Below are 25,472 nucleotides of genomic sequence, written 5' to 3'. Positions count from 1 at the left end.
ATCGCTCAATGACGACCAAGAATCCCACAATCTCCACTTACAATCGCTCAATCTCAAGCTACTTCTCTCAATGATTTTGTAGATTTACGATATGCGAAGATCAATCCGATGGAAAGAACTGCGAGTACACCAGAGAACATATAAATATTATTTGGTTGTATTGTGAAAAGCCATGCAAATAATAATGGGCCAATAATTCGACCTAAGTTATCCATCGAATAAGTCATACCAGCCGCTGTACCGTAGCTTCCACCAGATTCCTTCGTAGTAAGTGAAACAATTGTTGTTCTAGCTAGTGCATTCCCAGCGGTAAACACACAAAGGGAGAATCCTGCCCAGAAAATACTCGATGTAAATACGGTCATAAATAGACCAATTGCAGTAATGATTTGTGCGTATAATAGCCATTTCGTTTCTGTACCGTTTTTAATTCGTCGTACCACTCCGCCTTGAATTGCCGCATCCACGAAGCCACTAAACATAAACAAATAGCCGATTTGCAAAGGGGTAATGGCAACTTTCTCGATTTGGAACAGCTGGAAGGTTGCTTCTAATCCAGCCAATAAAAACGTCACCATGAATGAAAACAGGAATAAATACTTTATTCGATATGACCAAAGACTCGCAGCACCCTTAGGAAGAAGTGCTCGTTTATTCGCTTCTCCAGCTCTCTCTGGCTCCTTCAATATAATAAGTGCATATACAAAAATTACTAGCAATAAAATTGCAGACACGGTAAATGGAAGTGATAAGCTTACGTGTCCGAGAACACCACCAATAGCTGGTCCAAAAATAAATCCTAGACCAATGGACATTCCGAGAAGCCCCATATATTTGTTGCGATTTTCTTCGTTGGATAGATCTGCTGCAAATCCCGTTACAGCTGTGTAGAGGGCTCCTGAAAAAAGACCTCCAACGACACGAGAGAGATAAAGCATTAAGAGCGAATCAAAAAATAATGAAAATAGCCAAAAGCTTAAACTGAAACCAACTAGCCCAACTAAAATGAGTGTCTTTCTTCCAGTACGATCCGAAAGCATTCCCCAAAATGGAGCAGTAAAAAATGAAGCTAGTGAGTAAACTGTTAATAGACCACCGACATGTATTTCATTATAATTTTGCTCCAAAATAACCTCTGGCAATATAGGTATGATTATTCCAAAACCAAGATAAACTAAAAATTGTATGGACATTAGTATAAATATAGTCTTTTTCATACAGAAACCTGCTTTCTGAAAATCTTCTAGTTTCTATATTACACTTTTCCTATATGTTTGACATCTCAGTACCTAAAACCATATAAAAAAAGCTACCCAATTATAAAAAAGGATAGCTAATGATGTTTAATAACTCCTTGGTTCGGATATACTTTCCATAGCGTGAGAAACTTCCTGTACATGTGGAAATGGAAATGCTAAATCTGCTAATGATACAAAACCAACGAGCGTACCGTTCTCAACTACTGGCAGACGACGGACTTGACATCTTGCCATCACTAATGAGGCTTCTACTGTAGTATCATCAGGTGAAACAGAGATTACGGATTTCGTCATGACATCTTCGACTTTACTTTTCACATCTTTTGCAACGGATCTCGTTACGATATCTCTATCGGTTATCATACCAACCAGTTTTTTATTGCTTACAACGGGAAGACAACCGATATCCAATGTTCGCATTTGCTCAGCAACCTCATTTACGTAATCCTGTGGATTGCAAGTCGCGACTTCTCTACTCATCACATCTTTTACATTCACGTGAATCACTCCTTATGGTTATTACTTAGCTTGGTTTACAATCAAATAAAATATGTAATAAAAATGAAAGATTAAAACGATGTAAATAGTGGTATTATAGGATTGAGAAAAATTAATAAATAAGAAACTTTTTTGTATATAAATCGTAATACTATATGGAAGGACGAGGTGGAAAGAATGGCTAAGGAAGTTGATTTAAAGAAAATTGTAAGTAATCTTTCAAAGCTTGGTGTGACTGTTACAATGACAAAATCGAGACTTGACATGCTTAAAGCGTTAGCACCACCAGCACAAAGTCCTCAAAGCTAAAAAGAGGGTGACTCGGAATAATTCGAGCCACCCTCTTTTTATTTTTTTTTAGTCATCTTCGTTTTTAGCGAACATATACGTTTTGTGATGAAATTTCATACTGAATACTAAGCCGATTGCTAGCATATTTCCCATTAGCGAACTACCGCCATAGCTTATGAATGGTAAAGGGATACCTGTAATCGGGAGTAACTGAATCGTCATTCCAATATTCTCAAAAACGTGGAATGTAATCATTGCAATGATTCCGGCACATACATACGTACTATAGGCATCTTTTAACTGTAATGTAATCTTTGTTAAGTGGAAAATAAGTAAAAAGAAAAGACTAATGACGATACTAGCACCTACAAACCCATATTCTTCTCCAATAACAGCGAATATAAAATCGGTATGGTTTTCTGGGACATATACAACGCGACCACCATAGCCTTTCCCGAAAATTTCACCAGAACCGATAGCATTTAAAGAGGTGATCAAGTGCATGCCTTCATTGGAGGCATAAGAATACGGATCTAGCCAAGAATATATTCGAGCAAATTGATAACTTTGTAAGCCGAATTTTTCCTCTAAAAAGTCCTGCATATAAATTGCCATCCAAAGAAGGGAAGCTCCTATTGTTACGGAGCCCAATAATAAAGGAAGAATAATTTTCCAAGTTATTCCCGCTACAATGACCAATGCAGCAGTAATAGCAATGAATACTAGTGCAGTTCCAAGGTCGGGCTGTTCAAGAATAAAAAATAACGGAACGAGTAAGGTGATACCAATTTTTCCAAGCAGAATAAAATCCGTTTTTATGGTCTTCATAAGATATACTTCATGATGTTTTGTTATTAAACGAGCAAGAGCCAAGATATAAAAGGTTTTCATAAATTCAGCTGGCTGAATATCGCCTATTGGTAAATGGAACCAGCTTTTTGCATTGTTCCGGGGTTCAACAAGTGCCATGCTTCCTGGCAATATAAAAAGAATAAAAAGTAATAATAGTCCAAAACCGTAAATGTACCAAGACATTTTTTTGTATTGTTCTGGTTCAAAAAACATTACAAGTCCAATAATAACTGTTCCTACTATATACCAAAACACTTGCTTAGCAACAAAATTCGTTGCGTACTGTCCTGATGTCATAGCAGAAGAAATTGCTAGCAAACTAACAATCAAAAATAGCAATATTATAAAAGCGAGCGTCCAATCAAATCGATCGGCAAAGCCTTTTTTGTTTTCCATAAAGTCACCTATATTTCTATCAAATTTCATTTTTTCCTGTGCAGTATTAACAAACTACTAGTCGCAGCTTACACTTTTCCTATTATAGCTTAAAAAAATGTTTTTTGCTTGTCGGTTAATTAAGACGATGCACGAAAATCATATGTTTCATTTGTAAAAAATTATGCTAATATAAAACAGACAATGAAGGAGTGAACCTAGTGGCAAAAAAAGAGAAAGAAGTAGAAGAATATTTAACGCATCTATATGTACATGTAAATGACATTGAACATTTCGCATTATTTAGTGGACTTACGATCCAACAGTTTATAAAGAATTTCTCTGATTTGTCGGCTCTTTTATTATTAAAACATCATTATGAGGACGCATCTTTTAATATTCATACGCAATTAGAGTTTGTGGTGAAAGAACAATATAATCATTTTCTAAAGGATTATGCAGAAAGACCAACAGCACTTTGTTTGCTTGATTTTTCGGATGAGCGGAAATTAAATATGATGTCCCCTCAGGAACAAGCAGAGCTACTATACATAGCACACAAAAAAGAGGCATTTCGTCTTCCTTTTTATCATCATATACAAAATCGTTTTGTTTATTTATCAGATGAAGGTCAACAGATCACAAAAATATATTTTCGTGATATTGAGGATATTAACAATTTAATAGCTAGTGTATTTAATCAATACATCCATGAAAAAATGAAATCAACTGCTTTTTGGAGAAAAAAGAACAACGTAATTTTACCTGAATTATCCATAGATAAGGTAGAAGCATACGCTGATTATTTTGAAGATGGTGCATTACTCTCCTTTTTTAAATTAGACAAAACAAACTATGGCATAGAGATTAGAAGCTTACCTGAAAATATTTTTCCGGATGAAGTTCTTGGGGATTTGAACGATCATTTAGCAAAACCTGCAAATTTGATCATACAATTTTAAATTCGGCTATACTTAACGCTTTTGCTACTTTCAGTTGCAAAGGCGTTTATTATATTTTGTGGTAATACTTTATGAAAACGATTCCGATTGGAACAGCATATTATAGTGGAAAAAGTGTTGGGTATGATTTAAGTCGTTGAAGTGCTACCTAAAATAGTTAATTTATATCATCGGTTGATGGTTCATCTCTCGATACAGTACGTGATAAACTAATACTATCCAAAACGTGGAGGTTATTTACAAATGAAAATTAAAATAGGTTTATTATATGGTGGGAAATCAGCGGAGCATGAGGTTTCGTTATTGACGGCAAGAGCAGTTTCTCAAGCTATTAATTTTGATAAATACGAAGTATATCCAGTTTTCATTACTAAAATGGGTGAATGGAGAAAAGGTAGTGCCTTAACTGGTCCTATTGAAGATATTGAGTCTTTAAAGATTGGAAATGAAAATAGTAAGCCTAATACAATTACAAGCTTCTTGCCTGTAGAGGGAGACGTGACTTCACAATTAGATGTAGTTTTCCCGCTACTACATGGTCCTAATGGGGAAGATGGTACGGTTCAAGGTTTACTGGAAGTATTGAACTTACCGTACGTGGGGAATGGTGTGTTAGCATCTGCTGCTGGGATGGATAAAGTAGTGATGAAGCAATTATTTGCACAAGCAGGCTTATCTCAAGTTCCTTACGTACACTTTATTCGTAAAGAATGGAAAAATGGTCAAGAAGAGTTATTACAAAAAATGGAACAAAATTTAAAGTGGCCATTATTTGTTAAGCCAGCTAACTTGGGTTCCAGTGTTGGGATCACGAAAGCAAGTAATAGGGAAGAGCTTATAAAAGCGGTAGAATTTGCTTTCAAATATGATCGTAAAATTATTGTAGAGCAAGGAATTGTAGCTAGGGAATTAGAAATGAGTGTGCTAGGAAATGATTCTCCTCGATGTTCTGTGGCAGGGGAAGTCTTACCAACGAAAGATTTTTATGATTATGAAGCAAAATATGAGGACGGTACAACGAACTATGCAATTCCAGCAGTTATTTCTCCTGAATTATTAAAGAAGATGGAAGATGCAGCGATTCGTGCTTTTAAAGTACTAGATTGCTCAGGTCTTGTTCGTGCGGACTTTTTTGTAACAGATAACGAAGAAGTTGTTATTAATGAAGTAAATACGATGCCTGGATTCACCCCAATTAGCATGTATCCTAAACTATGGATTGAGTCGGGTTTATCTTATTCCGATTTAATTGAAGAATTGATTACTCTTGCAATCGAACGCTTCGAGGAAAAACAACAACTTGAGCATTCAAAGGATGGAGAGTGACATAATTGAAAAAATACTTACAAGAAATCGCAGATTGGTTAGGGATACAAAAATCTGCACTGAATCCACAAGTGACTGGTGTATCAATTAATACAAGAACGCTGCAACCTGGGGACATATTTATCCCTTTTCGTGGGGAAAATGTAAATGGCCATCGTTTTGTGAAGGATGCTTTTGATAAGGGAGCAGCAGCGTCTTTTTGGTTAAAAGATGAACCAAATCCTCCAGAGGATGTTCCTCTTTTATTCGTAGAAAGCGGGGAAAAGGCACTTCAGCAGATGGCAGTAGCGTATCGTGAAGAATTGAAAGCTACTTTCATTGGTATAACAGGATCTAATGGGAAGACATCAACAAAGGATTTAGTTGCCGGAATGTTATCTCCCTATTTTCGGGTGAAAAAAACGGAAGGCAATTTTAATAATGAGCTTGGATTGCCTTTAACGATTCTTTCGCTTGAGGATGACACGGAGTTTGCTGTACTTGAGATGGGTATGAGTTCATTTGGAGAAATTGAATTTTTATCTAATCTTGCAAAGCCTAAGTATGCAGTAATCACCAACATAGGGGAAGCACATATGCAAGACCTTGGTTCCCGAGAAGGAATCGCGAAGGCAAAATTTGAAATCATATCTGGATTAATGGCAAATGGACAGCTGTTTTATGATGGGGATGAACCATTATTACGTCCATTTGTGGAAAATGCTCCTTCTATACAGACGAAATCCTTTGGCCTCAATAAACAAAATGATTTATCTATTATTGAAGTGAATTTTACAGAACAAGGAAGCACTTTCCGTGTAGCTGGGGAGTTAAACGAAGAAATGTCTATTCCTGTTCTTGGAGAGCATCAAGTGAAAAATACATTGGCTGCTTTATTAATCGGGAAAGAGGTTGGCTTAACTGCTGAGCAAATGCGAGATGCATTGAAAAAAATCGTCTTAACCGATATGCGCATGCAGGTGATCGAAGCTTCAAATCGCTCTATTTTTATTAATGATGCATACAACGCAGCACCAACTTCAATGAAAGCCGCTATTTCATTTTTGGAAAGCTCATCGATTAAACCAGTTAAGTGGCTTGTACTTGGAGATATGCTAGAGCTTGGTGAAAATGAAAAGCAATACCATGAACAAATGAGTGAGTTTATTTCTAATGATGTATTTACAGGAGTTTGTTTATTTGGACCAAGAATGGAATGGTTATACGGTCGATTAGTCGAGAAATTTAATGAAGACAGTATTATTTGGGTTGAAAATGACTATGAACAACTCATATTATTTTTAGAAAAGCGTATAAACGAAAAATCAATTGTTTTAGTAAAAGGGTCTCGGGGTATGAAATTAGAAAGAGTTATTGAACCGTTTCAAAAATAGAAACGGGAATGGAGGGTCAACATGAAAACAGGAGTACTTTGCATACACGGATTTACAGGTGGACCATATGAGGTGCAACCTTTTGTAGATTATTTACATGCAAATACAGACTGGAAATTTGTTGTTCCTACTCTTCCAGGTCATGGGGAAACGCTATCGCTTGAAAAAATATCCGCAGAAAATTGGATGATGGAAGCAGAGCTAGCACTTAGACAGCTACAAAAAGAAGTAGATCGTTTGTTTATTATTGGATTTTCTATGGGTGGTGTAATTGCGCTATATTTAGCAAATCGTTATAAAATCGATAAATTGATTTTACTAAGCGCAGCAGCCAAATACATTTACCCCACTCAGTTACTTCAAGACATCCGAGAGATTGCAAAGGAAGCTATGGCTGGGAAGCTAGAAGATAATAACCTTTATAAATTGTATAGAGCTAAATTGAAAGCTACTCCAATTCATGCCACGATAGAATTTATGCGTTTAGTACGTATGGTTGAACCTTATTATGGCCAAATTAAAATACCAATCTGTCTAGTCCAAGGAAAAAAAGATGGGATTGTACCTTATACTACTGCCCAGTTCTTATTTGACCAATTAGGATCAGATAAAAAAGAACTTATTTATTCCGAGGTTGGAAAACACCATATATGTTATAGTGACGACAGTGTAGGTTGGTATAATAAAGCACTCCAATTTTTAATGGAAGAAGAGGTGGAAAGTATAGGGAGTAATTAACTAATTATTATAACAGTTGCTTATTCGTTGCAACGTAGGATATAGCATGATAGACTGTAAAGAGCAATGGATACATTTTGTGTGAAGACTCTTCAGCTTTTTATTGAAGAGTACTTTTTTTTGAACATAACGGTTTGTTGAAGTAATCAGAGTAATTACTCTATAACGAACCGCTCGGCAAAAGACCGGGCTTTCCCTTTAAATAAGACCCCTCTGAACTGAAAACCACAGAGAATTTTAAGAAACGGAAACGTTCCTCGTATAGGCTCGAATTTGCCGCAATTTCATCTGAAAATGTAACCATTTGTCAAAACAGAACAAAAAGGAGATTAAAATTTTGACAAATTTTTCAGAATTAAATATTAGCGCTTCTACACTAAAATCCGTTCAACGCATGGGTTTTGAAGAGGCAACACCAATCCAAGAAGGTACTATTACACATGCTATGGAAGGCCGCGATATTATTGGCCAAGCACAAACAGGTACAGGTAAAACTGCTGCTTTTGGTATCCCTATGATTGAAAAAATCGATACAAAAAACCCTAATATACAAGCACTTATTATCGCTCCAACTCGTGAACTTGCAATCCAAGTTTCGGAAGAGCTTTATAAATTAGGTTACGACAAAAAGGTTCGTCTTTTATCTGTATATGGTGGTCAAGAAATTGGTCGTCAAATCCGTGCACTTAAAAACAAACCTCAAGTAATCGTTGGTACACCTGGTCGTATTCTTGACCACATCAACCGTCGTACGTTAAAACTTGATCAAGTTCAAACACTTATCTTAGACGAAGCAGATGAAATGCTTAACATGGGATTCATCGAAGACATCAATACAATTTTAGAAAGTGTTCCTGATGAACGACAAACATTATTGTTCTCAGCTACAATGCCGGGACCAATTCGTAAAATTGCTGATAAATTCATGAAAGATCCAGTAGAAGTAAAAATCAAGTCTAAAGAAATGACTGTTGAAAACATTGAACAGTTCTTCGTAAAAGCTACAGAGCGTGAAAAGTTCGATGTTCTTTCAAGAATATTAAATGTACACCAACCTGAGCTTGCAATTGTCTTCGGTCGTACAAAACGTCGTGTAGACGAATTAGCTCAAGCACTAAGCATTCGTGGTTACCTAGCGGAAGGAATTCACGGAGATTTAAGCCAAGCGAAACGTATGTCTGTATTAAAACAATTCAAATCAAATAAAATTGATATCCTTGTTGCAACAGATGTAGCAGCACGTGGATTAGATATTTCTGGTGTAACACATGTATATAACTTTGATATTCCACAAGATCCTGAAAGCTATGTTCACCGTATTGGTCGTACAGGCCGTGCAGGGAAACATGGTATCGCTGTAACTTTCGTAACACCAAGAGAAATGGGTTACTTACGTATCGTAGAGGATACTACGAAAAAACGTATGACACCTCTTCGTCCACCAAGTTCAGACGAAGCGTTAGTCGGCCAACAACGTGTTGCGATTGAAACATTATCAGAAATCGTGAACAAAAATGATTTAGGTGATTACCGCACATTAGCTTCGGAAATGCTTGAAAAGTTTGAAGCTGTTGATGTAATTGCTGCAGCAATTAAATCATTGACGAAAGAACCAGATGATACGCCAATCGCACTTTCTGAAGAACGTCCATTACCAGCTCGTAGAGAGCGTAGCGGTGGTGGCGGACGCAGTGGCGGCGGTGGTTACAAAGGTAATCGCAGTGGTGGCGGCGCGGGACGCAGTTCTTCAGGTCGTGGAGGTAGCGATCGTGGGGGTTCACGTTCAGGTGGCGGTGGTCGTCCTAGCAGCTCACGTCGTAGCAGTGGTCCACGTGATGGCTCTACTCAACGTAGCACTAGAACTCGTTCACCACGTAACGAAAACTAAAATTAACTCAAAGGATGAATCTTACATTTCGATGTGGATTCATCCTTTTTTATGTAAAATTAAAAAGCCAAGGATAATCGAGTAGTACCACGGAATAATCGGTTGGCTCTCTCAAAAAACCGGATTACTCTATTAAAAGTTGATAGACTGCGAGAAACATTCCTAAAAATTTTGAAACATTTTGTCTTACAAATCGTATACAATGACAAGAGAAGAGGTGTTTACAATGAGAACAGAACCAATAAATCGGATATCTGAAAAAGGGCTTCGCGTGTGGAGAATTTATGGAATCTTTCAAACGCTCCTTGCGATTTTGCTTGGAGTTGGAGTAAGTGTTATAAATTATTTTACTGGGAACTTTATTTGGTTATACATAGTTGTAGGAGCAGTTGTATTATTGATCGCATATTTATTGATTTACTTATTTCCCAAAGTAAGATGGATGCGCTGGCGTTATGAAGTACGTGAACAAGAAATTGAATTACAGCATGGATTATTTGTAGTGAAGCGAACGTTGGTACCAATGGTTCGTGTCCAACATGTTGATACGGAGCAAGGTCCAATATTAAGAAAGTACGATTTAGCTTCTATTACTATTTCTACTGCAGCGACGAATCATACTATTCCTGCACTCATTACAGAAGAAGCAGATGAACTAAGGGGAAGAATTTCTGTACTTGCAAGGGTGGCGGAAGATGATGTCTAACGAAAAATATAAGCTACACCCAATCTCCGCTGTTATTAACTTTGTGAAAGTTTTAAAAGATATGATTGTGCCGTTAATAGCTGTCGTGGTGTTAAATGGTTTTGGAACAAGTACCGAATCAGATGGTTGGTCTTCTTATATTACATCAGGTATTTATGCTATTGTTCTAATATTTCTATTAGTTAGCGGTATCATCAAGTGGAAACGGTTTAGATATTGGTTCGAGGATGAAGAATTGCGAATCGAGTATGGATTGTTCGTCAAGAAAAAACGATATATTCCATTTGATCGTATTCAAAGCTTAAACTATACAGAGGGTATTTTTCATCGACCATTCGGTCTTGTTAAAGTAAAAGTTGAAACGGCAGGTGGCGGACCAACAAAAGAAGCGGACGCCGAATTAACCGCAATAACAAAACAAGCCGCTGAACAAATAAAAAAAGAAATGCTACTAGCTAAAAATAAGCAATCAGAAGAAATAGAAATAGATGAATCGATTCTAATAGAAGAAGTTGTAAAAGTAGAGACGCGACCGATTTTTAAAATTTCGATGAAAGATTTATTTGTCTTAGCGAGCACTTCTGGTGGAATGGGAGTATTTTTCTCGGGGATAGCCGTATTTGCGTCCCAATTTTCCAATATCATCCCCTATGAAAAAATATATGATGAGATTGTGGTGTTCATTCGTTTTGGAGCCCTTCTAATAGCATTGGCTGTTTTCCTTGTTTTATTGGTTGCCTGGATTGTATCTGTAGTGCTTACCCTTATTAATTATTATGACTTCACTATTCGTGTAGAAGATGACGAGATAATTATTACAAGAGGGTTATTGGAAAAGAAGAAAATCACCCTACCACTTTCTAGAATTCAAGGGGTAAGGATTGTGGAAAATCCTCTTCGGCAATGGACAGGATTTGCATCAGTTATTGTAGATAGTGCGGGTGGGTCCCTTGCAGAGAAGGATGAAAAGATTCGACTGCTACCTTTAATAAAAAAAGCAGAAATCAATCACGTATTGGAACAGATTTTTCATGAAATTCATATGGAACCAACATTCACAAAAGTTCCGAAGAAATCGAGAAGGTTTTTCTACCGACTAGATTATCTCTGGATTATTCCTATATGTGCGGCTGTTATTTACTTTTTTTATCCGTTTGGGCTCCTGTCGCTTATTTTAATTCCTCTAAGTTACCTCTTAGGAATGTGGCAACATCGAACTGCTGGATATGCAATAGAGGGACAGCACTTAATAATGCGCTATCGAAATATTAGTAAAGTAACGATTTGGATGGAAAAGAGACGCATCCAGTCTATGACGGAAAGAACGACTTATTTTCAAAAAAGACAAAACATATCATCCGTTATCACCACTATTAAATCGGGAATAGGTGGCGAATCATCCACTGTTCCTCATTTAGATAAATCGGATGCAGAAAAGCTACTCAATTGGTATGAACCACTCAAACCTCATATGATAGAAAAAGAACAGCCAGAATAGGCTGTTCTTTAAGATTAAAGACAAAAGGCAGTTGGGAAATTGGTCTTGCTCATCTTTTTGATTTATGCCATCAATTTCTATAAACTCACGATTATTCTTCCTGAGTATATAGAAATGAAAAGGTAGCATTTTATTGGTTTGGAGAAGCGTCAGAGGGCACTGAAAAAGTTCTCAATGAGATTTCATAACAGTATGTGAACGACAAATTGTTCACAACTCGATTTTTATTTAGACCTGTTAATTTCCATTCCAGGCGGACGCTTTCCGCCGGCATGACTTCAGCCGCTTCCCTCGCTACGCTCAGTCCAGGGTCTTCAGTTCATGCTATTCCGGCTGGAGTCGCCGCCTTCCACTCCAATCAACTATTATCCGCTTTTCAAATCAAAATGTCATACCATTAATAGAGCAAGTTTTTATCACTTGATTTTTTTCAATTAGTATTAATAGAAAATCGTTGAAAAAGGCGACACTCCTGCGGGAATAGCGTTAGCCGAAGACCCCGCAGCATAGCGAGGAGGCTAAGGCAACGCCCGCGGAAAGGGAGCCGTTTCAACGATTTTCTTATTTATCGGACGACATTATCTAGTTAAGTCAAATTCTATAGAATTTTGCATTGTCCTCAGCTAAGGATAGGAAGGAAGGATAAGTGCGCCTCGTCAAATGGAAGATCTAAGTTCACCGCGTCCTGCGGCAAGCTTCGAAAACCTAATCTATCCTATATAAAAAATCGAGTTTATCTACAAACTGAAAGAACAGCCAGAATAGGCTGTTCTTTCTATTTAAAATTTATAAAACCTTCAATTTGTTCTTGTTCTTTTTCTTTTTCCATGCTGCGATTCGTTTTGGGTGGAAGTATATTAACCCAATGATAAACCCTGTAACTAGCCCCGCTATATGGGCAGTAACATTAATATTTGCTTGAAGGAATGTCATCACCACACCAATTACAATGATAGGCAAGATAATTTGTTTTAACTGTGGCAATAAATTTTTCGTATAATAAACTAAAGCGCCAAATGCTCCCAAAATACCATAGATTGCTCCACTAGCACCAACGCTCATATAATTCCAATCTTGAATTAAATAGGTAACAATATTACCGACAAGTCCAGATAGGAAGTATATTGTTAAAAAGCGTGCTTTTCCAGTTAATCGCTCTAGCTCTGGACCGAACAGATACAAAGAGAACATATTGAAAAGCAAATGCATAAAGCCAGCATGTAAAAACATTGGTGATATTAATCGCCAATACTCACCTTCACTAATGAGCAAATTAAAACCAATTCCTAAATTAAATAATTGATCCCCTAGAATTGGAATACCCGTTAGAATAAAGATAACAATATTCAAAGCAAGTAAAATAGACACAACAGGATATAACTTAATATATTGCTTAAAGTTTTCTCTTCTTACAAACATATCGTCACCTCAAATTTTCTAATAATAGTATAGCCTGTATTAGCGGCATTTGAAAGGAGTAACTTCGTGATTACTGGAATTGGATTAGATATTACAGAACTACATAGAGTGAAATCAATTAAAAATAAAACAAACAAATTCGAAGAACGTATTCTTACAAAAAAAGAAATTGAGCAGATGCAAGGGTTATCCGAAAACAGACAAATAGAATTTTTAGCAGGACGCTTTGCTGCGAAAGAGGCTTTTTCCAAAGCAAAGGGAACTGGAATCGGCAAAAACTGTAGTTTTCAAGATATTGAAATAATTCGAGAGACTAGTGGAAGACCAACCCTTTATTTTAAAGGAAAGCTAGTAAATGGATTTGTTTCAATCACCCATACAAAAGAATATGCAGCTGCTCAAGTAATTCTGGAATCATAAATGGTAGTCCACCTACATACAATGAACGAACGCAGTGATAATAGAAAGGGTGGACTGATTTGAAGAGCCGACTGGCTAAATTGTTGTTTGCATTAACGATGATCCTGATACTTTCTGCATGTGGGGCCCAATCCAAAGAAGACGTTTTGAAAAAGTTGAGCAACAAATGGATAGATACGAAAGGGTATGAACTGACAGCAGAAATGAGTATTCAAACGGGTCAAGATCCAAGAGTTTATCAAGTGGAAGTATGGCACACAAAACCAGATTTTTACCGCGTGAAAGTTGCTGACGCAAAAGAAGAAAATACGCAAATGATTGTTCGAAACAAAGAGGGAGTATTTGTTGTAACACCTGCACTTAACAAAACGTATAAATTCCAAAGCAAATGGCCATCTGAAAATAGCCAAGCCTATCTAATAGGTTCTCTTGCGGAAGACATTAAAAAAGACAAATCTGCCAAATTTAAAGAAGAAGGTAATAAATACGTCTTTGAAACAAAAACAAATAATAACCATAAAAACATGCTGCCGTTCCAAAAAATCTATATCGACAAAAAGACATTATTACCAACAGATGTTTCTATCTTAAATGAAAATAAAGAAGAACAAATTCACATTAAATTTAATAAGGTGACATTGGGTAAAGTTCACACTGCGGATGAATTCAAAATTGAACAATCACCAACTGGTCAAGCAGATGAAGGGACAGTAGAAGCTTCAGCTGATATGGACAATGCTGAATTTGAAACACACTATCCAATGGCGCAAATTGATCAAGTGCATTTAATTGATGAGAAGGTTTTAGAAGTAGATGGTGATAAGAGAGTTATTTTAACATTTAGCGGTGAAAAAGAGTTTACAATTATTCAACAGCTCACGGAGAAGAGTACTTCTTCAACGATTCCAGTATTTGCACCAGGAGATCCAGTTGATTTAGGATTTGCTATTGGTGCTGTAACGGATCAATCTATTTCTTGGGAAAAAGATGGAATGTCCTTCTTCCTAGCTTCGTCATCTTTATCGAAAGAAGAAATGATAGAAGTAGCATCCTCCATGTCCGTAGCTGAACCGAAGTGATTGAGTGTTGACTACTCCTTCATAAGAGGGGGATAATAAACACTAAAAATGAAAAAGAGGTAAGTTCCATGTCGCAATTATTGTATCGACCAACATTCATTCAAATAAACTTACAAGCAATCCAATCAAATATACAACAATTGAAGCAAACACTCCCAAAGCACACACAAATAATTGCAGTAGTAAAGGCGAATGCCTATGGGCATGGCGATATAGAAGTGGCAAATGCCGCATTAAATGCTGGTGCTAAAGTATTAGCAGTTGCGACTCCAGAGGAAGCACTGCATATTAGAGAGGCAGGAATAACAGCTGAACTTCTTGTACTCGGAGCAGCACCAGCATCTTTTTTCTCAAAAGCCTCTGAGTTGAATATTTCATTAACCGCGTATTCTCTTGAATGGCTCCAAACCGTTCAAGATGAATCGCTTAAAGTTCATTTGAAAATAGATAGTGGTATGGGAAGAATCGGTTTCGTAAAAGAAGAAGAACTAAAAGAGGCAATAGCATTTATTAAACAAAAAAAATATCTACAAGTAACTGGCGTATTCACGCATTTTTCCACAGCTGATGAAGAAGATAAAGAACATTTTCATAAGCAAGTAGCTAATTTTGCACGGATGCTTTCATTATTCGAAAGAAAACCGGACATGGTTCATACATCGAATAGTGCTGCTGCTTTAAGGTATCCCGATCAATCTTGGGATGCAGTTCGTTATGGAATTTCCATGTACGGTATTGCTCCTTCTCCATTTATGAATAATTGTTTACCTTTCCCTTTAAAAAGAGCACTATCTCTCGAAACTGAAGTGGTGCATGTTAAAAAAGTGGAAAAAGGAACACCGATAGGCTATGGGGCAACATACAAAGCTGAAGAAGATGAATGGATTGCAACACTTCCTATTGGATATGCAGATGGACTGTTAAGAAAGTTGCAAAACCAGGCAGTTTTAATAAAAGGAAAAAGGGTACCAATAGTAGGAAGGGTTTGCATGGATCAATGCATGATTCGACTAAAAAAACCCGTTTCTATAGGTGAAAAAGTAGTTCTAATAGGCAAACAAAAAACGGAAGAAATCAAAATCGAAGAATGGGCAGATGCACTAGAAACAATACCATATGAAGTTTGTTGCATGCTCTCTAATAGAATTCCAAGGGTATACAGTAATAAAACTTCGACAAAATAATACTACAAGCAGAATTTGTCAAACCATTTCTTATTATGTCTTTTATTTCGCTGATAGTAGTGGTAATATAAAGTATATTGTCATATAGGGAAATGTTTTGTCGGAGGTGTTTGCTGTGGTAAGTGATAAAAAGAAAAAGGAAGCGATTATTCAGCTTCCAAAGCAAATGGTTAATGAAGGAGTAAAAACCGTAAAACAATCATTAGCTGGTAGTGAAAGTATTGTACGTGTACAGGCAAAGGAATATATGAAGAAAGGCCAGTCAAATCTTATAAGAGAAGCGATGATGAAGGGCTATGTTGAAATGTCTCATATAAACTTAACTATCTGCACTGAGTGTTTACATGCAGAGTATGAAGCTCAACATACGACAGAGCGACTCGTAAGTGGAGGATGAAAACTTGATCGTAAAACGTGGGGACGTTTTTTTCGCAGATTTATCACCAGTAATAGGGTCTGAGCAAGGGGGCACCAGACCCGTTTTGGTGATACAAAATGATATTGGTAATCGATTTAGTCCTACTGTCATCATTGCAGCAATTACCGCACAGATACAAAAAGCAAAATTGCCGACACATGTTGAAATAAATGCAAAACAGTATGATTTCGAACGTGATTCTGTTATTTTATTAGAACAGCTACGAACGATAGATAAATCACGACTTACCGATAAAATTACACATCTTGATGAAGATGTCATGGATGAAGTAGATCATGCTTTAGGTATAAGCTTAGGAATTGTAAAATTTTAATACATAGATAAAACACGATGTGTGACCGACGAGACACATCGTGTTTTTTATTTTTTAAAATATGTTAAACTATGTAATAACGTAATCTTTTTTGAGTAGTTGAAAAAGATGTAAAGTAAATGAATATCCGATACAATAATACTAACAATTTTGATTGAGGAGTTGTATGTAATAAAATGAATAAACAAATTGCTGGGTATATTCACGAGCATCTAGATGACATATTAGAAAAGTGGACAGTGAAAATGGAAGAGGAGAACGACGATCGATTTTTTCAAATAATGTCCGATCAAATTATTAATAACACTGTACGTGAATTTGGAGATCTGATTATATCTAGTTTAACAGAAAGTGAAGAAATATATAAAGTAAAGTTAAATGAGTTCTCGGTCAAAGTAGTACAATACGGATGGTCCGTTTCTTTCGTGTTAAAAGCGCTAACTAATTTTACGAATGTTCTCTATGAAAAAATGGATGAAGACGGTTATTTAAATGAAAAGAATATTCAATCTTATATGGAAATTATTAATAACTGGATGACACCACTAACACATAGTATTGTCGAAGCGTATTCAAAAGTATGGGATAGAACTGTACAAGTACAAAAAATGGCTTTACAGGAATTATCAGCATCTCTTATTCCGATGTTCGACAAAATTTCAGTAATGCCTTTAGTAGGTACAATTGATACGGAACGAGCAAAATTGATCATGGAAAATTTATTGCATGGTGTAGTAAAACATAGAGCGGAAGTCGTATTGCTAGATATTACAGGTGTTCCAGTTGTAGATACAATGGTAGCGCACCATATTATTCAAGCGGCAGATGCCGTTCGTTTAGTTGGGGCAAAATGTATGCTTGTTGGTATTCGACCAGAAATTGCACAAACAATCGTTGCACTAGGCATCAATTTAAATGATTTTACAACAACTAGCACAATGCAAAAAGGAGTCGAGCAGGCGCTTGCTCTTACAAATCGAGCTATTGTAGAGGTGGATGAACAATGAAAACGAGAATTCCAATATTAAAATTAAAAGACTGCTTAATCGTTTCTATTCAATGGGAGCTAGATGATCAAACGGCAATATCTTTTCAAGAGGATTTATTGGACAAGCTTCATACTACTTCTGCAAGAGGGGTAGTGCTAGATTTAACTCCAATCGACTTTATCGATTCCTTCATCGCAAAAGTGCTAGGAGATGTTATTAGTATGTCTAGTCTTATGGGAGCAAAAGTTGTCATTACTGGAATTCAGCCAGCAGTAGCAATTACATTGATAGAATTAGGGATTCGACTAGAAAATATAGTAACAGCCCTGGACTTAGAAAATGGATTGGAAAAATTAGAACGAGAATTGGAGGCCTAATCCATATGAACTTTGAGTCTTCTGTTGATATAATAACAGAGTGGGACATTGTTGCTGCAAGGCAGCTTGGAAGAAACAAAGCAAAGGAAGTAGGCTTTGGAACAGTCGACCAAGCAAGAATTACAACAGCTATCAGTGAACTTGCTCGCAATATTTATTTATATGCTGGAAAAGGAAAGATAGAGATCAACCATATTACAGAAGGCAATCTTAAAGGATTGTTAGTTATTGCATCGGATGAAGGCCCAGGAATTGCGGACGTTCGAAAAGCTTTGGAAGATGGTTATACCACTTCCGGTGGACTAGGTGCAGGACTTCCTGGTGTGAAGCGTTTGATGGATAATTTTAAGATTGAGACAGTAATTGGAGAGGGTACAAAGATTAGTGCTACTAAGTGGCTTAGATAGGAGGTGATTGAGGAGTGCCTCAAGAGTTTAAACGAGATTATAAAAATATATTAAAAGATTATACGTTAAAGCAAACAGAGCATAATTTATATGAGGGGCAAAACTTTAGTAAGCAACTTATACAGAAGAACATCTCCCCGGAAGATGTTATAAGCATACATAAGGCCTCTTTAGAAGAAATAATGCCCGAGTTACCTGAGAACGTCTCACATTCTTTTGATTTATTAATAGAAGTGATGATTCACTATGGTTTGGCGCTAAAAGAGCATCAAACTTTAATAAAAAAACAAGAAAATTTTAAAATGGAAATGGAACTAGCTGCAAACGTTCAAAAAACATTGCTAAAAACAAAAGTTCCAAATATGTCTGGTTTAGATATTGGAATGATTTCTGTCCCTGCAAAAGAAATGAATGGTGATTATGCTTATTTCTTAAGTGACGAAACAAACTTAGGTATAGCTGTAGCTGATGTTATTGGAAAAGGAATTCCCGCTGCACTTTGTATGTCGATGATTAAGTATGGGATGGATGGTTTATCAGGAGCAAAAACAGAACCTGTTGTTGTTTTGGATATTATTAATAGGATCGTAGAGAAAAGTGTTAGTGATTCAATGTTTATATCGATGTTTTATGGAACATATGATTCAACGAATAACGAGTTTACTTACGCTTCTGCTGGACATGAACCACCATTATTTTATTGTGAAAAAAGCAGTAGCTTTAAAGAGTTACAGGCAAAAGGCTTACTCCTTGGTGTTATTCCAAATGTTAAATATGAACAACAATCTATTGTATTAGATAAAGGTGATTTTGTTGTCATGATGACAGACGGTGTGACAGAGTGTCGCTCGAAGGAAGGCTTCATCGAACAACAAAAGGTGATGGAAATCATTGAAAGTGTGAAAAATGAACCTGCGCAAGTAATGGTTGAATACGTATTCCATAAGTTAGAAGAGTTACAGGATTTCGAACAACGAGATGATTTTACATTGGTCATCTTAAAGAAAATGTAATAGAAATGTTTATCACTGGCTAAAATGTGGTATAGATTACTATAGATAGCGAAAACGGGGGATAAAATAATGAATATTACAGTAGAGTTATTAGAAGAAAACATGAAGGTGACAGGGATTATTAAAGGCGAAATTGATGCTTTTACCGCACCTATTCTTCGAGAAAAATTAGCAGAAATTCAATTAGCAGAAAATCTTCAAGTTGAATTAGACTTGAAAGATGTATCATATATGGATAGTACAGGTTTAGGAGTTTTTGTTGGCTTTTACAAAAGCGTTAAAGCTTCCAATAGTCACTTAGAATTAACTGGTCTTTCATCTCGTTTAAAACGATTGTTTGATATAACTGGTTTAGGAGAGATTATGGACATTCAAGCAGTTAGTAAAGAGGTGAAAATAGATGAAACCGTTTGATTATGTTGAAATTCGATTGCCTGCAAAGCCACAGTATGTAAGTGTTGCTCGTTTAACAATTTCTGGGTTGGCAAATCGAATTGGATTTACATATGACGATATAGAGGACTTAAAAATCGCAGCTAGTGAAGCCATTACTAATGCTGTTCAACATGCTTATACAGAGGATGAGGAAGGCGAAGTAGTAATTGGATGTGCCGTTTATGAAGATAAACTAGAAATAATGGTAGCAGATCATGGAAAGAGCTTTAACTTTGAGGAAACAAAAGCTAAAGTTGGACCGTATCACGATTTAGAAGAAGGTTCATTTCTACGGGAAGGCGGCCTAGGGTTATATTTGATTGAAACGTTAATGGATGAGGTTAAAGTCCATCACCAAGAGGGTGTAACTGTATTTATGACGAAGTATGTCGGAGTAGAGCAGGTGGATGAAAATGTCGAACACATCTCTTCATAACAAACAATCAAAGGAACAAATTTTAAAATGGATCGAAGATTATCAACAAAATGAGAGTGAAGAAGCACAAACGAATCTCGTATTAAATTACACTAGACTCGTGGAATCGATTGCGCGTAAATATTCTAATGGTAAGTCACATCATGAGGATATAGTACAAGTTGGGATGCTTGGACTCTTAGGTGCTATTAGAAGATATGATCCATCCTTTGGAAGAAACTTTGAAGCATTTGCAATTCCAACGATAATTGGTGAAATTAAACGGTTTTTACGTGACAAAACTTGGGCGGTCCATGTTCCTAGAAGAATTAAAGAGCTAGGACCACGTATTCGTGCAGCGGTAGAAACGTTAACCATTGAATATCAGCGATCACCGTTAGTCCCAGAAATAGCGGATTATTTAGGAGTAGAAGTAGAAGACGTTTTAGAAGCGATGGAAATGGGTAAAAGCTATCAGGCTCTGTCTATGGACCATTCGCTGGATTCAGATTCTGATGGAAGTACTATCACTCTTTTTGACGTTATTGGAAACACAGACGGAGAGTACGAGAAAACAGATCAACGTTTACTTGTAGCTAATGCTTTAAATATACTTTCTGAACGAGAAAAAGAAATAATTCAGTTTACATATATTGAGCAATTAAGTCAAAAAGAAACTGGCGATCGTTTGGGGATTTCTCAAATGCATGTTTCTAGAATTCAAAGAAAAGCTATAAAAAAATTGCAAGCAGCAATATTAGCGTCAGGTGGAGTAGAAGAGTGAAATATATTTCAGATGAATCGGTAGACGTTTTGGTCTATCAAGAAGCTAAAACAGGTAACTTGGACTCTGGGGATACGTACTATATTTATAAAGATGATGATTACTTACTTTGTGCTATTGCGGATGGACTAGGAAATGGTCCGGTTGCAAAAGAATCAGCAGATGTAATGCCTGAGATTCTTGCTAACAACCTAAATGAGTCTTTGGATGATTTGCTGTTACTTTGCAATGAAAGAATGTTTCAAAAGAGAGGCGCCGCAGTTGCAATTGTAAGAGCAGATTTAAAGAACAAAACTATTTCCTATAGTTGCGTTGGCAATATTAAATTTTACATGTATCAAAGTAAAACAGACAAAATGATCTATCCTTTACCTGTAATGGGCTATCTATCTGGTAGGAAGCAAAAGTTTCGCACTCAAACTTACTCTTACTCTGAAAAGGATAAATTCCTGATGCACTCGGATGGAGTAGAATTAAAGAATCCGAAAGAAACATTAAAAAGGGCGAATAGCACCAAATGTTTATATGAATCTTTAATTGACATTATCAAGCATGGTGATGATGCAACATTTATCGCAGGAAGCTTACTCTAGCATTAGGGTAAGCTTTTTTGTTTGGTTCAGTTTAGACAAGTAGGGGGCTTGTGTTAAAATAGATACAATATGGAAAGGGTGACTTTGTTTTGGAAATAAAAAAAATGTTACAGCTTGTTTCAAAAGAAACAGGCGTTAAAACTACGCAAGCAGAACAAGTAATCAAACTATTAGAAGAAGGAAATACAGTTCCCTTTATCGCACGATATAGAAAAGAACAAACTGGATCTTTAGATGAGGTGCAAATTAAAGCAATTGAAGATCGGTACAATTACATACAACAGCTAGAACAACGAAAAGAAGAGGTTATCCGCTTAATAGACGAGCAAGGCAAGTTAACTGAAGAATTGATTACTTCTATTAATAATGCAACCGTACTACAGCGTGTAGAGGATTTATATCGTCCCTATAAACAAAAAAGAAGAACGAAGGCTACGATTGCAAAAGAAAAAGGATTAGAACCTTTAGCGAACTTGCTACTTACTTTCCCAAAAGAGTCGGTAGAAAAATTAGCAACTGATTATTTAAATGAAAAATTAGAAGTTCTTACTATTGAGGATGCTCTTCAAGGAGCAAGAGATATACTAGCAGAACAATTTGCAGATGATGCAAAAATTCGTGAACAAATACGTAATATCTCTAGAGCAGATGGTAAAGTGATTTCCTCCGTCAAAAAGGCTGAATTAGATGAGAAAAACATATTCGAAATGTATTATGAATATGAAGAACCGGTGAAAAAAATAGTACCGCATAGAACACTAGCTTTAAATCGTGGTGAGAAAGAGGATGTTCTAAAAGTAAGTATCCAAGTTCCTATTGAAAAAGTAACTAGTGTTATGAAATTACAATGGGTTCCAAATAACACTTCCAGTGATGCGGTTGGACATGTAGAAATGTCCATTGAAGATTCTTACAAACGTTTGATTCAACCATCTGTTGAAAGAGAGATTCGTACGGAGCTGACAGAAAAAGCAGAAGCACAAGCAATTCATATATTCTCGGAAAATTTACGTAATCTGTTACTACAACCTCCTTTAAAAGGAAAAATAATTTTGGGTGTAGACCCTGCATATCGAACAGGGTGTAAGTTGGCGGTAGTAGATGATACAGGAAAATTATTAGAAGTATCCGCTATTTATCCGCATGCCCCTAAAATGGACGTAGAAGGATCTAAAAAAAGAGTTCTATCTTGTTTAGAGAAATATCCAATTTCATTGATTGCAATCGGAAATGGGACAGCTTCTCGTGAAACAGAGCAATTCATAGTTGATTGCTTAAAAGAAGTAGAAGGCGATGTAGCGTACGTTATTGTCAATGAAGCAGGTGCCAGTGTTTACTCAGCATCGGAAACTGCAAGAAATGAGTTTCCTGACTTGCAGGTGGAGCAGCGAAGTGCCGTTTCCATAGCAAGACGTTTACAAGATCCCCTTGCAGAACTTGTGAAAATCGATCCAAAAGCAGTGGGTGTAGGTCAGTACCAACATGATGTATCCCAAAAGAAACTATCCGAATCACTTTCTTTTATAGTAGAAACTGCAGTTAATCAGGTTGGAGTTAATGTAAACACTGCCTCTGCATCTTTACTACAATACGTTTCAGGGCTATCAAAGACAGTAGCAGAAAATGTCGTGAATCTAAGAAACGAACAAGGTAGATTTACATCAAGAGCACAGTTAAAGAAAATTCCTAGACTTGGAGCTAAAACCTATGAGCAAGCAATTGGATTCTTGCGTGTTCCGGATGCAAAAAATCCATTCGATGCCACTGGAATTCACCCAGAGAGCTATAAAGCTGCAGAACAAGTATTAGAAATTGCGGGATTGAAAAAGTCTCAAATCGGATCTAAAGAGGCAGAAGAAGCCTTGAAGAATATTAATATTGTAGATGTGAGTAAGGAATTAGAGATTGGTGAAATCACACTAAAAGATATAGTGGATACATTGATTAAACCTACAAGAGATCCACGAGAAGCATTTCCGCAACCGATTTTGAAAAAAGATGTACTTAAGATGGAAGATCTTCAAACGGGAATGGAGCTCCAAGGAACAGTTCGAAACGTAGTGGATTTTGGAGCATTTGTCGATATAGGTGTAAAACAAGATGGACTAGTTCATATATCTAAGCTGAAAAAAGGATTTGTTAAACATCCACTTGATGTCGTTTCATTAGGAGACATCGTAACTGTATGGGTAGAACAGTATGACGCCAATAAAGGAAGAATCGCACTTACGATGCTACCTCCACAAGAACAAGTGTGAGAGTTAAGAATTGTCCAATGAGCACTCATTGGACAAGTTCTTTTTTAGGAGCGAGTTAAATGACAGATGAAAAACTTTTAAAATTAGTATGCAATGTATCAAAAACAATCTTTGGGAAAGACTTTCAACATGAAGCTACCTTTAATAGGCGCCTCCGAACAACTGGAGGAAGGTATTTGTTGCGAACACATAATATCGAAATAAACCCACTAGTCTTTGAAAAACATGGGTTGGAAGAATTAGTTGGTGTTATAAAACATGAGCTTTGTCATTATCACCTACATATAGAGGGAAAAGGATATAAACATAGAGATGCCGATTTTAGAGAACTTCTAAAAAGAACAAACTCTCCAAGATTTTGTTCGACCCTCGTTGAACCTAAAGTGATTAAAAGGAAGAAAATCTATACGTATTCATGTGAAAAATGCTCACTTCTATATAATCGAAAAATTCGATTAAATACTGAGAAATACAGGTGTGGCAAGTGTTTAGGGAAATTAGTTTTAGTTACTAGTAAAATTTCTAAATAAATTTCGGGAAAGTGGTTGACGTTTTGTTAAAGGCTCTCTATAATAGAAAAAGTCGAGTAAAACAAAACGACAAAAATTATTCCGAAGTAGCTCAGTGGTAGAGCAATCGGCTGTTAACCGATCGGTCGTAGGTTCGAGTCCTACCTTCGGAGCCATTATATGGCCCCTTGGTCAAGCGGTTAAGACACCGCCCTTTCACGGCGGTAACACGGGTTCGAATCCCGTAGGGGTCATTTCTAATTATATAATTTGTTTTCAAAGGTCCCGTGGTGTAGCGGTTAACATGCCTGCCTGTCACGCAGGAGATCGCCGGTTCGATCCCGGTCGGGACCGCCATGTTGGGGTATAGCCAAGCGGTAAGGCAACGGATTTTGATTCCGTCATGCCCTGGTTCGAATCCAGGTACCCCAGCCATTTATTTCGAGCCATTAGCTCAGTTGGTAGAGCATCTGACTTTTAATCAGAGGGTCGTAGGTTCGAATCCTACATGGCTCACCATTTTAGTTGTTGACAATCTCTCGTTTTGGGAGTATAATAAATTTTGTCCTAAGTGATAACTACGCGGTCGTGGCGGAACGGCAGACGCGCTAGGTTGAGGGCCTAGTGGGGGTTAACCCCGTGGAGGTTCAAGTCCTCTCGGCCGCACCAAAGCACATGCGCCCGTAGCTCAATTGGATAGAGCGTCTGACTACGGATCAGAAGGTTGTGGGTTCGACTCCTGCCGGGCGCGCCAAAAAAACAACAACATTATATCTTATATTAACGCGGGTGTAGTTTAGTGGTAAAACCTCAGCCTTCCAAGCTGATGATGAGAGTTCGATTCTCTTCACCCGCTCCATTATTTTTTAAAACATGAACATTGAAAACTGAACATGCAAAACGTTAAGACATATAGCTTGATAGACTAACTTCGGTTAGTCGGAGAGCAAACAATTTTGACATCATTTAATGATGATGCCAGCAAAACAAAATGAGCTTTTTAAGTTCTCTATTATGGAGAGTTTGATCCTGGCTCAGGACGAACGCTGGCGGCGTGCCTAATACATGCAAG

The 25,472-nt window shown here is 36.9% G+C and carries 27 protein-coding genes, 8 tRNA genes and 1 rRNA gene; 32 read left to right on the top strand and 4 right to left on the bottom strand.

The window, feature by feature from the left end:
- Positions 1 to 53: 53 nt before the first annotated feature.
- The gene (locus PGC35_RS09280) at positions 54 to 1,217 is read right to left on the bottom strand and encodes an MFS transporter (protein WP_375218943.1); all 1,164 of its coding nucleotides are present in this window, start codon (positions 1,215 to 1,217) and stop codon (positions 54 to 56) included.
- 126 nt (positions 1,218 to 1,343) lie between these two features.
- Positions 1,344 to 1,757, bottom strand: coding sequence for a CBS domain-containing protein (locus PGC35_RS09275; RefSeq protein ID WP_053591664.1), 414 nt, complete (start codon positions 1,755 to 1,757; stop codon positions 1,344 to 1,346).
- A gap of 177 nt (positions 1,758 to 1,934) precedes the next feature.
- On the opposite strand from PGC35_RS09275, the gene PGC35_RS09270 reads away from it, so the two are divergent.
- Positions 1,935 to 2,066, top strand: a complete 132-nt coding sequence (locus tag PGC35_RS09270; protein WP_253278910.1) for an Lmo0850 family protein — start codon at positions 1,935 to 1,937, stop codon at positions 2,064 to 2,066.
- Between the two features lie 48 nt (positions 2,067 to 2,114).
- On the opposite strand, the gene PGC35_RS09265 is transcribed toward PGC35_RS09270, so the two are convergent.
- Positions 2,115 to 3,296 carry an FtsW/RodA/SpoVE family cell cycle protein gene (locus PGC35_RS09265; RefSeq protein WP_375218942.1) on the bottom strand — a complete coding sequence of 394 codons (1,182 nt, stop codon included), beginning with the start codon at positions 3,294 to 3,296 and terminating at the stop codon, positions 2,115 to 2,117.
- A 200-nt stretch (positions 3,297 to 3,496) separates the two neighbouring features.
- Here PGC35_RS09265 and PGC35_RS09260 point away from each other — a divergent pair, with 200 nt between their 5' ends.
- From PGC35_RS09260 to PGC35_RS09230, 7 genes are all read left to right on the top strand, one after another.
- Complete coding sequence (locus PGC35_RS09260) at positions 3,497 to 4,237, top strand: hypothetical protein (protein WP_053591666.1); 741 nt, start codon at positions 3,497 to 3,499, stop codon at positions 4,235 to 4,237.
- Positions 4,238 to 4,480: 243 nt separating this feature from the next.
- A complete protein-coding gene (locus PGC35_RS09255) occupies positions 4,481 to 5,563 on the top strand; it encodes a D-alanine--D-alanine ligase (RefSeq protein WP_053591667.1) in 1,083 nt (360 codons plus the stop codon).
- A 5-nt stretch (positions 5,564 to 5,568) separates the two neighbouring features.
- Positions 5,569 to 6,936, top strand: coding sequence for a UDP-N-acetylmuramoyl-tripeptide--D-alanyl-D-alanine ligase (locus PGC35_RS09250; protein ID WP_375218941.1), 1,368 nt, complete (start codon positions 5,569 to 5,571; stop codon positions 6,934 to 6,936).
- Positions 6,937 to 6,957: 21 nt separating this feature from the next.
- Positions 6,958 to 7,674, top strand: coding sequence for an alpha/beta hydrolase (locus PGC35_RS09245; RefSeq protein WP_375218940.1), 717 nt, complete (start codon positions 6,958 to 6,960; stop codon positions 7,672 to 7,674).
- A gap of 337 nt (positions 7,675 to 8,011) precedes the next feature.
- A complete protein-coding gene (gene cshA, locus PGC35_RS09240) occupies positions 8,012 to 9,562 on the top strand; it encodes a degradosome RNA helicase CshA (protein ID WP_053591670.1) in 1,551 nt (516 codons plus the stop codon).
- A gap of 226 nt (positions 9,563 to 9,788) precedes the next feature.
- Positions 9,789 to 10,268: a PH domain-containing protein gene (locus PGC35_RS09235; protein WP_375218939.1), complete on the top strand. Its 480-nt coding sequence runs from the start codon at positions 9,789 to 9,791 to the stop codon at positions 10,266 to 10,268.
- Positions 10,261 to 11,766 carry a PH domain-containing protein gene (locus tag PGC35_RS09230; RefSeq protein WP_375218938.1) on the top strand — a complete coding sequence of 502 codons (1,506 nt, stop codon included), beginning with the start codon at positions 10,261 to 10,263 and terminating at the stop codon, positions 11,764 to 11,766. The genes PGC35_RS09235 and PGC35_RS09230 overlap by 8 nt, the downstream gene beginning before the upstream one ends.
- 786 nt (positions 11,767 to 12,552) lie before the next feature.
- On the opposite strand, the gene PGC35_RS09225 is transcribed toward PGC35_RS09230, so the two are convergent.
- Positions 12,553 to 13,185 (bottom strand): rhomboid family intramembrane serine protease, encoded by a 633-nt coding sequence (locus tag PGC35_RS09225; protein ID WP_375218937.1) that lies wholly within the window; start codon positions 13,183 to 13,185, stop codon positions 12,553 to 12,555.
- Positions 13,186 to 13,251: 66 nt separating this feature from the next.
- Between PGC35_RS09225 and acpS the strand changes: the two genes are divergently transcribed.
- The 24 genes from acpS to PGC35_RS09105 form a co-directional block, all read left to right on the top strand.
- Positions 13,252 to 13,605 (top strand): holo-ACP synthase, encoded by a 354-nt coding sequence (gene acpS / locus PGC35_RS09220; protein ID WP_053591673.1) that lies wholly within the window; start codon positions 13,252 to 13,254, stop codon positions 13,603 to 13,605.
- 59 nt (positions 13,606 to 13,664) lie between these two features.
- Positions 13,665 to 14,684 carry a LolA family protein gene (locus PGC35_RS09215; protein WP_375218936.1) on the top strand — a complete coding sequence of 340 codons (1,020 nt, stop codon included), beginning with the start codon at positions 13,665 to 13,667 and terminating at the stop codon, positions 14,682 to 14,684.
- A gap of 68 nt (positions 14,685 to 14,752) precedes the next feature.
- Positions 14,753 to 15,868 (top strand): alanine racemase, encoded by a 1,116-nt coding sequence (gene alr / locus PGC35_RS09210; RefSeq protein ID WP_375218935.1) that lies wholly within the window; start codon positions 14,753 to 14,755, stop codon positions 15,866 to 15,868.
- A gap of 115 nt (positions 15,869 to 15,983) precedes the next feature.
- Complete coding sequence (locus PGC35_RS09205) at positions 15,984 to 16,265, top strand: transcriptional regulator (RefSeq protein ID WP_375218934.1); 282 nt, start codon at positions 15,984 to 15,986, stop codon at positions 16,263 to 16,265.
- 4 nt (positions 16,266 to 16,269) lie between these two features.
- Complete coding sequence (locus PGC35_RS09200; protein WP_053591677.1) at positions 16,270 to 16,620, top strand: type II toxin-antitoxin system PemK/MazF family toxin; 351 nt, start codon at positions 16,270 to 16,272, stop codon at positions 16,618 to 16,620.
- Positions 16,621 to 16,796: 176 nt separating this feature from the next.
- Positions 16,797 to 17,627, top strand: coding sequence for an STAS domain-containing protein (locus tag PGC35_RS09195; protein WP_375218933.1), 831 nt, complete (start codon positions 16,797 to 16,799; stop codon positions 17,625 to 17,627).
- Positions 17,624 to 17,986: an STAS domain-containing protein gene (locus tag PGC35_RS09190; RefSeq protein ID WP_053591679.1), complete on the top strand. Its 363-nt coding sequence runs from the start codon at positions 17,624 to 17,626 to the stop codon at positions 17,984 to 17,986. Before PGC35_RS09195 ends, PGC35_RS09190 begins: the two co-directional genes overlap by 4 nt.
- Before the next feature lie 5 nt (positions 17,987 to 17,991).
- Positions 17,992 to 18,393 carry an anti-sigma regulatory factor gene (locus tag PGC35_RS09185; RefSeq protein WP_053591680.1) on the top strand — a complete coding sequence of 134 codons (402 nt, stop codon included), beginning with the start codon at positions 17,992 to 17,994 and terminating at the stop codon, positions 18,391 to 18,393.
- 14 nt (positions 18,394 to 18,407) lie between these two features.
- Positions 18,408 to 19,406: a PP2C family protein-serine/threonine phosphatase gene (locus PGC35_RS09180; RefSeq protein WP_375218932.1), complete on the top strand. Its 999-nt coding sequence runs from the start codon at positions 18,408 to 18,410 to the stop codon at positions 19,404 to 19,406.
- Positions 19,407 to 19,475: 69 nt separating this feature from the next.
- Entirely contained in the window at positions 19,476 to 19,820 is a 345-nt protein-coding gene (locus tag PGC35_RS09175; RefSeq protein ID WP_375218931.1) for an STAS domain-containing protein, read from the top strand.
- A complete protein-coding gene (gene rsbW, locus PGC35_RS09170) occupies positions 19,807 to 20,277 on the top strand; it encodes an anti-sigma B factor RsbW (protein ID WP_053591683.1) in 471 nt (156 codons plus the stop codon). The genes PGC35_RS09175 and rsbW overlap by 14 nt, the downstream gene beginning before the upstream one ends.
- Positions 20,255 to 21,040: an RNA polymerase sigma factor SigB gene (sigB, locus tag PGC35_RS09165; RefSeq protein ID WP_056830854.1), complete on the top strand. Its 786-nt coding sequence runs from the start codon at positions 20,255 to 20,257 to the stop codon at positions 21,038 to 21,040. The genes rsbW and sigB overlap by 23 nt, the downstream gene beginning before the upstream one ends.
- Positions 21,037 to 21,633 carry a PP2C family serine/threonine-protein phosphatase gene (locus tag PGC35_RS09160; RefSeq protein WP_053591685.1) on the top strand — a complete coding sequence of 199 codons (597 nt, stop codon included), beginning with the start codon at positions 21,037 to 21,039 and terminating at the stop codon, positions 21,631 to 21,633. Before sigB ends, PGC35_RS09160 begins: the two co-directional genes overlap by 4 nt.
- A gap of 89 nt (positions 21,634 to 21,722) precedes the next feature.
- On the top strand, positions 21,723 to 23,891 hold the full coding sequence (locus PGC35_RS09155) for a Tex family protein (protein ID WP_375218930.1): 2,169 nt from the start codon (positions 21,723 to 21,725) through the stop codon (positions 23,889 to 23,891).
- Positions 23,892 to 23,950: 59 nt separating this feature from the next.
- Positions 23,951 to 24,421, top strand: coding sequence for a SprT family protein (locus PGC35_RS09150; RefSeq protein ID WP_056830848.1), 471 nt, complete (start codon positions 23,951 to 23,953; stop codon positions 24,419 to 24,421).
- An 80-nt stretch (positions 24,422 to 24,501) separates the two neighbouring features.
- Positions 24,502 to 24,576 (top strand) — tRNA-Asn (locus PGC35_RS09145).
- Between the two features lie 6 nt (positions 24,577 to 24,582).
- Positions 24,583 to 24,654 (top strand) — tRNA-Glu (locus PGC35_RS09140).
- A gap of 27 nt (positions 24,655 to 24,681) precedes the next feature.
- Positions 24,682 to 24,757: transfer RNA gene (locus PGC35_RS09135), tRNA-Asp, on the top strand.
- Between the two features lie 3 nt (positions 24,758 to 24,760).
- Positions 24,761 to 24,835: transfer RNA gene (locus PGC35_RS09130), tRNA-Gln, on the top strand.
- Between the two features lie 8 nt (positions 24,836 to 24,843).
- Positions 24,844 to 24,919, top strand: a tRNA-Lys gene (locus PGC35_RS09125).
- A 63-nt stretch (positions 24,920 to 24,982) separates the two neighbouring features.
- Positions 24,983 to 25,069 (top strand) — tRNA-Leu (locus tag PGC35_RS09120).
- A gap of 8 nt (positions 25,070 to 25,077) precedes the next feature.
- Positions 25,078 to 25,154: transfer RNA gene (locus tag PGC35_RS09115), tRNA-Arg, on the top strand.
- A 31-nt stretch (positions 25,155 to 25,185) separates the two neighbouring features.
- Positions 25,186 to 25,259: transfer RNA gene (locus PGC35_RS09110), tRNA-Gly, on the top strand.
- Positions 25,260 to 25,411: 152 nt separating this feature from the next.
- Positions 25,412 to 25,472: ribosomal RNA gene (locus PGC35_RS09105) — 16S ribosomal RNA — on the top strand; the annotation flags it as partial.

Source organism: Psychrobacillus sp. PGGUH221, from assembly GCF_042055255.1.
In the GTDB taxonomy this organism is placed as follows: domain Bacteria; phylum Bacillota; class Bacilli; order Bacillales_A; family Planococcaceae; genus Psychrobacillus.
Note: the sequence above shows the minus strand (reverse complement) of the source record. Positions and strands in the feature narration are given on the sequence as shown.

Coding starts and splice junctions, on each gene's coding strand:
- PGC35_RS09185 (WP_053591680.1), top strand. CDS start 17,992: ATGAACTTTGAGTCTTCTGTTGATATAATAACAGAGTGGGACATTGTT.
- PGC35_RS09150 (WP_056830848.1), top strand. CDS start 23,951: ATGACAGATGAAAAACTTTTAAAATTAGTATGCAATGTATCAAAAACA.
- PGC35_RS09245 (WP_375218940.1), top strand. CDS start 6,958: ATGAAAACAGGAGTACTTTGCATACACGGATTTACAGGTGGACCATAT.
- sigB (WP_056830854.1), top strand. CDS start 20,255: ATGTCGAACACATCTCTTCATAACAAACAATCAAAGGAACAAATTTTA.
- PGC35_RS09190 (WP_053591679.1), top strand. CDS start 17,624: ATGAAAACGAGAATTCCAATATTAAAATTAAAAGACTGCTTAATCGTT.
- PGC35_RS09255 (WP_053591667.1), top strand. CDS start 4,481: ATGAAAATTAAAATAGGTTTATTATATGGTGGGAAATCAGCGGAGCAT.
- PGC35_RS09235 (WP_375218939.1), top strand. CDS start 9,789: ATGAGAACAGAACCAATAAATCGGATATCTGAAAAAGGGCTTCGCGTG.
- PGC35_RS09230 (WP_375218938.1), top strand. CDS start 10,261: ATGTCTAACGAAAAATATAAGCTACACCCAATCTCCGCTGTTATTAAC.
- alr (WP_375218935.1), top strand. CDS start 14,753: ATGTCGCAATTATTGTATCGACCAACATTCATTCAAATAAACTTACAA.
- rsbW (WP_053591683.1), top strand. CDS start 19,807: ATGAAACCGTTTGATTATGTTGAAATTCGATTGCCTGCAAAGCCACAG.
- PGC35_RS09265 (WP_375218942.1), bottom strand. CDS start 3,296: ATGGAAAACAAAAAAGGCTTTGCCGATCGATTTGATTGGACGCTCGCT.
- PGC35_RS09175 (WP_375218931.1), top strand. CDS start 19,476: ATGAATATTACAGTAGAGTTATTAGAAGAAAACATGAAGGTGACAGGG.
- PGC35_RS09225 (WP_375218937.1), bottom strand. CDS start 13,185: ATGTTTGTAAGAAGAGAAAACTTTAAGCAATATATTAAGTTATATCCT.
- PGC35_RS09270 (WP_253278910.1), top strand. CDS start 1,935: ATGGCTAAGGAAGTTGATTTAAAGAAAATTGTAAGTAATCTTTCAAAG.
- PGC35_RS09195 (WP_375218933.1), top strand. CDS start 16,797: ATGAATAAACAAATTGCTGGGTATATTCACGAGCATCTAGATGACATA.
- PGC35_RS09280 (WP_375218943.1), bottom strand. CDS start 1,217: ATGAAAAAGACTATATTTATACTAATGTCCATACAATTTTTAGTTTAT.